Below are 6,102 nucleotides of genomic sequence, written 5' to 3' on the forward strand. Positions count from 1 at the left end.
TAGGGGCCGTGCCAGCCCTGGCTGACCTGGCCCTGGGGGCAGGTGACCTGCCGACGGTCGTAGTCGATGTGGAAGTCGTCCCGGGCGAAGCCCTCGTTTCGGCGGTGTTGCCGGGTGGGAGGTCTTCGAGCTGTGTGCTTCGACCGCCGCTGGCGTGCGCCTGGGCGCATTCGCTTTGCGGCAGTACGCCGGAAGCATGCCGAAACGACGCCCGTATCCGAGTGATCTGTCCGATGCCCGCTGGGAGTTGATCGAGCCGGTCCTGGTGGCCTGGCGTTTCGAGCGCCGCGGCCGGGCCCTGGACTTCGGCCGGCCGCCCGAACACGACCTGCGCGACATCATGGACGCGATCTTGTACGTGGACCGTACCGGGGTTCAGTGGCGCTACCTCCCCCACGACTTCCCGCACTGGAACACGGTCTACGGCTACTTCGCCAGGTGGCAGCAGGAAGGCGTGTTGCCCAGCTCAACGGCCTGCTCAGGCAACTCTTACGGCAGAAGGAAGGACGGGAGGCCGAACCGTCGGCCTGCGTGATCGACGCACAGAGCGTGAAAACCTCCACCAGCGTGCTCGCCTCCGGCCAGGGCATCGACGCCGGGAAGAAGATCGTGGGTAGGAAGCGGAGCATCGTCACCGACACGATGGGCCTTCTCCTTGCCGTGCTGGTCACCGCAGCGAGCGTGCAGGACTCCATCGCCGGCGGCCAACTCCTGGACCAGGTCGCCACCGAACACCCCCGCATCCGCAAAGTGTGGGTCGACGGCGGCTACCGCCAGCACCTCGTCGAGCACGCCGCCAGCCTCGGCATCGACATGGAAATCACTCAACGCAAGCCCGGGACCCGGGGGTTCACCCCGATCCCGAAGCGGTGGGTGGTCGAGCGGACCTACGGATGGCTCATGCTCCACCGCCGCCTGGCCCGCGACTACGAAACCCGGCCCGCCCGCTCCGAAGCCATGATCCATATCGCTATGGCAGACCTCATGACCCGCCGCCTCGCCAGCGAGAACACCATCTCCTGGCGTGACCCGACACCGCAGACCAAACAGCAGATTCTGGGATGAAACAACGGGAGAAAACGACCTCTAAGCAAAACTCCCAACAGCTGGAGACCCTCACCCGCTGGTTCGAGTTTCAAGCAAGTCTTGGCGATTCCGTGGAGAAGATCTGTTTAAATTCTGAAACCCGTTCGAAGAGAGACCACGCGTGAGTGAACCGACAGCCCCTGTCTGCCCGCAGTGCGGAACGCCCCGGGCGACGGACGGCACCCCGGCCTGTTCCTGCGGCCGCCTCGCGTCGGAAGCTCACCGGGACGTGCGCGCAGCCCAGGCCGAGGCCGCGGAGGACTTCGACCCGGTGCGCATACGCCCGTTCGTACAGGTCGGCGACGACGGCGAGCCGCACGGCACACCACCGGCGGTCGAGGAGCCGCCTGCGGCCGGTGAGGACGCGCGGGCTCCGGCCGACGTGCCGCCTGCGGGCGGCGAGCAGGCCGCGCCGGACGAACGGACTCTGGTGGACGCGGACGCGGACTCGGACGCGGACGCACTGCGCTCGGACGGGCGGGAACCGGGCGGCAGGCGGCGCCGCCGGGTGGCGCTGGCCGCCGGGGTGGGAGCCGCCGCGGCCGCCGTCCTGGTGACGGGCGGGATCATCGGCGGCCTCTTCTCGTACGAGGCCCCGTCGCGGGACGGCTCGGACCCCGACGACATCAGGGCCGGCCTCCCGGACACGGCGGCCGCCCAGGAGGCGTCGCGGTCGGCGACCCCGTCGGCCACGGGATCCACGGCCTCCCCGTCCGGGACCGCGGCCACGTCGCCCGAGGCGACCCCGACCCCGACCCGGGCCACGCCCTCGCCTTCGGCCACCCCCACCAGGGTCCCCTCCGGCAGCGACGCCACCGTGACGGCGGTACCCGCGCCGACCGTCCCCGAGGGGCCGCCGCCCGTCCTCGGTCTCGGCGACCGGGGCGCGGAGGTCATCGAACTCCAGCTCCGGCTCGGCCAGATCGGCCTGTACAACGGCGACGCCGACGGCGACTACGACCGCGAGGTCCAGAGCGCGGTCCGCGGCTATCAGCTGACGCGTGTCCTCCTGGAGGACGAGTCGGGCGTGTACGGCGAGGCCACCCGCGCCGCACTCGAATCCGAGACCTCGGAGCCGTGACCCCCTACCTCGCCGTGACAGGTCGGCTGTGAGCTGCGAGGTGAGAGCCGTGGCCAGTCGGCCGTGAGCGGTGAGGGGGGTGGGCGGTGAGCCGTGCCCCGGACCCGTCGCCCGTCTGCGTGCCCGTGGCGTCCTCCCTCACGGGGACGCGGTGGCGAGGTGGCGGCGGGCCTGTTCCGCCGTGTCGCTGTGGGGGAACTGTTCGGCGACCTGCTGCCAGATGTCGCGGGCGCGGTCGACGCCCTCGGGGTCGTCGCGCGCTTCGAGGGCCAGGGCGAGGTGGGCCCACTGAGGCGCGTGGCCACCGGAGTGCTCGACGGCGTCCTGGAGGAGGTCGACGGCCTCCTCCAGGCGCCCCTGCCGGTAGGCGACCCAACCGCAGGCGTCCTCGCACAGGGCCATCCGGCCGGGCTCCAGCACCTGTCGCGCACTCTTCAGGGCACCCTCCGCCAGGAGTCGCGCCTCGTCCAGCCGGATGCCCTGTTCCGCGTAGAACATCGCGAGCCGCGCGGTGAGCGTGACCAGCGCGGCCCGCAGCGGAGCCTCCTCGTCCGTGCCGTGGAACGCCTCCAGCCGGGCCGCGCAGGCGTCCTGCGCCTCGATCAACTCCTGCTCCACCTCCCACGGTTGCTCCCGCCCGGCGATCAGAAGAGCGATCGACTCGTGGTGCCGGCCGGCCCCCGACCGGCTCGCGGTGTCGCCGATCGAGCGCAGCGCGACCACCGCGTCGTCCGAACGCCCCAGCAGATCGAGGACGTCGGCCAGTTCCTCGTGCATCCGGGCCTCCAGGTCCGCGCTCAGGGACGCCTCCAGCGTGGCGTCGACCAGCTCCTCCCGCGCCCGCTCCAGCAGCCAGGCGCGCTCGTCGCCCTGCGTGGTCTCCGCCCGCCGCCGATGGGTGACCGCCAGTTCGAGGCGCGCCAGGTCCCGCTGCTCCCCGGCCGGGAGCAGTTCGATCAGCCGCAGGAGGGTCTGCTCCGCCAGGTCGTACTGGGCCCGCTGGTCGCGGTAGAGCCGCGCCAGGGTGAAGCGTGGATACGCGTACAGCGGCGCCAGTTTCAGCGCGTCCCGGCAGTCCCGCACGGCGTCGCTCGCCCGCCCCTGCCGTACGTACACCGCCGCGCGGCCCGCCAGGGCCCGCGCCCTGGTGGGCAGGTCCGGCGGCTCGGCGGACAACTCCGTCAGCCGCTCCTGGCCCCGACGCCCCGAGCGGTAGCGCGGGCATACGGTCTTCGGCGGCCGGTCGAGCACGGCGTCGTACTGCTCGACGGCCCGCCGGTAGCTCTCGGCGGCCGACGCCCTGTGCTCGGCGTCGGACAGCGAGTCGCCGAGGGCCGCCTGCGCGTCACCCAGATCGACGTTCCACTGCGGCGGTGCCTCCAGCCCGGCCGGCAGACCCTCGCGGACCGCGCGGGTCAACTCCTCCACCGCCGCCGCCCAGTGGCGACGCTGACGGTCGGAGGGCCGGATCAGTCCGGCGAGCGCCCCCTGCACCAGCCCGATCTCCCGTGCGGCCAGGGACACTTCGGGCGCGGACGTCCCCGGTGCGGCCCGCAGCGACTCGATCTCGGCCAGGGCCTCCCGCAGCCCGCATTCGTCGAAGTGCTGCTGCGCCTCGCGGGCATGGGCCCAGGCCCGCGCCCAGCGCAGTGTGAAGGGCTTCTTCCGGTACGACGCCTCCGCACCGGCGGGCCGCTCGGCGCCGTCGGCGGTGGTGCCTTCGGGGGCGGTGCCTTTGGCGGTGGTGCCTTCGGCGGCGGTGCCTTCGGCCGCCGAGCCGATGCCGGTGCGGTCGGAATGGCCGGGATGGCCGGAATCGCCGGTGCGGCCCGTGCGGCCCGTGCGGTCGGTGCGGTCGGCGCGGTCGTCGTCCTCCGCGGCGCCGTACGGCGACGGCCAGTACGCGTTCACGATCCGGCGCACGTCCTCGCGGCCGGGTTCGAGGGCCAACGCCATGCCCGCGAGGCCCCGGGCGGCGAACTGGTTCCCCCTCCAGAACATCTGGTTGACGGCGAGCAGCAGCCAGGCCTCGGCGTCGTCGGGGTGCTGGTGCGCGGCGACGGTGAACAGGGCGGTCGCCAGTTCCCGCGTGCCACCGGCCTCCGGCGAACCGGCCGCGAACAGCCCGACGTCCCGGACCGCCACATGGTGGTTCTGCGGGTCCCGCTGGATCGCCTCCAGACACGCGAAGAGCGCGCCCTCGCGGTTGTGCCTCTGCAGCATGCGCCCCCGCAGCGCGTGCAGTTCGGCCATGTCGGGCGCCCAGCGGATGGCCGTACGGATGTACCGGTCGGCCCTGCGGCGGGCCCGGCGCCCCGACCGGTCGTCGGCTTCCCCGGCCAGTCGGAACCAGCACTCGGACCGCATCGCGATGACGTGCGCGATCCGCTCGGTCAACGGCCGTACAGCCAACTCGTCGCCGTCCAGGACCAGTCGGCGGGCCCGTTCGTCGACCAGGTCCTGCTCGGTGCGGCGGAAGCGCCGCAGCGCCTCGCGCACCTTGGCGTCGGCCGGTCCCGGCCCGGGGCCGGCCGGCCCTGATCCGCCGTGGGCCGCTCCCGACTCGACGGGCTGCCTTCGCTCGGCCTCCTGGCGCAGCAGCGTCACCCCGAGCCAGTAGGAGGCGAGCGCACCGTCCATGGCGTGGCCGTCGGCGGACTGGCGCAGGGCACTGCGGGCCGACTGGGCGGCCTGGTCGAGGAGTTCGGCCCGCTTCGGGGCCTCGACGTCCGGGTGCTCGGCCTGTTCGAGCGCGGCTCGGGCGAGTTGGATACGGGCGGGCGCGAGGGTCGGGTCGAGGGTGACGGCCTTCTGCCACATCAGCGTCGCCGCGCTGCGCACCACGGCCGAGGCCCGGAGCCCGATGTCGGTGCGGATGCGCCGCTGCTCGCGGTAGACGAGCCCGAGGTTGTGGTATGCGGCGGCGTAGCCGGGGCTGTGCGAGAGCGCCGCGCGGAAGTGCTCCTCCGCCGCGTCGAGATGGTGCAGCAGCCCCTCGCGCTGGAACCGCTGGTAGCTCTCCAGACCGTCCACCAGGCGTTGGAAACTGTCGACGTCGGCGCCCGACTCCGAGGCGCCGGGCCGCTCCAGTTCGATGCGGTGCGCCAACTCCCGGGCGAGGACGGCGCTCGCCCGGCGTATGTCGGCGTCGGCGGGGATGTCCGTCTGCGCCGACCAGGTGCGGCCACCGTGACCGGACTGGGAGGCGACGACCCGCAGCACCCCGTCGGTCTCCACGAGCGAACCCTGCAGGGTCCGTCCGAAGGCGCGCTCCACGAGCGTGAGCACCGTGCCGACCTGGAGCTGCAACGGGCCCAGGGCGACCGTCCCGATCTCGGTGGTGTTGATGTCGCCGTGGAGTCCGGTCGTCGCGACACCGGACTTGAACGGCACCCGCGCCGAGGACCGCAGCACCATCTCGCCCCGTTCACCGGCCGGGTTGAGCACATCGGCGGGTGTGATGAACGGTTCCTGTCTGACCAGCTCGGAGATCCGCTCGATCTCGCTGTGCAGCAGCTCGGCGAAGCCCGCCGCGACCTTGTCGAGCTCTCCCACGTCGTCCCCGGCGACGAGGTTCTTGAAGGAGAGGATCCGCACCGGCCGGGAACGCCGTCGGCTGACCGCCAGCAGGACCAGGACGACGGCCAGGACGAGCGCGATCCACTCCAGCAGCGACCACTTCTCGGAGAGGTCGTGGATCACACCCGTCACGGCGAGGGCGATCAGCGCGGCGGCGAGTGGCACGAAGGCCGAGTTGGCCGTGAGCGCGGTCCTGAGGAGCCCGGCGATCCGCCGTGCCCGACGGGCTCCGGCCGGCGGCCACGACCACGCGACACGGCCGGTCTCCCGGACGAGATGCTTGAGCGAGGGCATGACGTCGCGCCCTTCTGCCGGCGCCCCGAGCCCCCTCCTCCTCCTTCCAGGCTGCCCCCGGA

Annotated in this window: 2 protein-coding genes and 1 pseudogene; 2 read left to right on the forward strand and 1 reads right to left on the reverse strand. The window is 72.7% G+C overall.

The features are described 5' to 3' along the window. Positions 1 to 196: 196 nt before the first annotated feature. A pseudogene (locus tag P1P70_RS38590) lies at positions 197 to 1,065 on the forward strand (IS5 family transposase). A 142-nt stretch (positions 1,066 to 1,207) separates the two neighbouring features. Beyond that, positions 1,208 to 2,167: a peptidoglycan-binding protein gene (locus P1P70_RS38595; protein ID WP_413471646.1), complete on the forward strand. Its 960-nt coding sequence runs from the start codon at positions 1,208 to 1,210 to the stop codon at positions 2,165 to 2,167. 138 nt (positions 2,168 to 2,305) lie between these two features. On the opposite strand, the gene P1P70_RS38600 is transcribed toward P1P70_RS38595, so the two are convergent. Then, a complete protein-coding gene (locus P1P70_RS38600) occupies positions 2,306 to 6,040 on the reverse strand; it encodes a hypothetical protein (RefSeq protein ID WP_319246104.1) in 3,735 nt (1,244 codons plus the stop codon). Positions 6,041 to 6,102 lie beyond the last annotated feature (62 nt).

Source organism: Streptomyces sp. MB09-02B (assembly GCF_033794485.1).
Classification (GTDB): Bacteria; Actinomycetota; Actinomycetes; order Streptomycetales; family Streptomycetaceae; genus Streptomyces.

Bases quoted from the DNA above. Each gene is read 5' to 3' on its own strand.
- P1P70_RS38600 (WP_319246104.1), bottom strand. From the start codon at position 6,040: ATGCCCTCGCTCAAGCATCTCGTCCGGGAGACCGGCCGTGTCGCGTGG.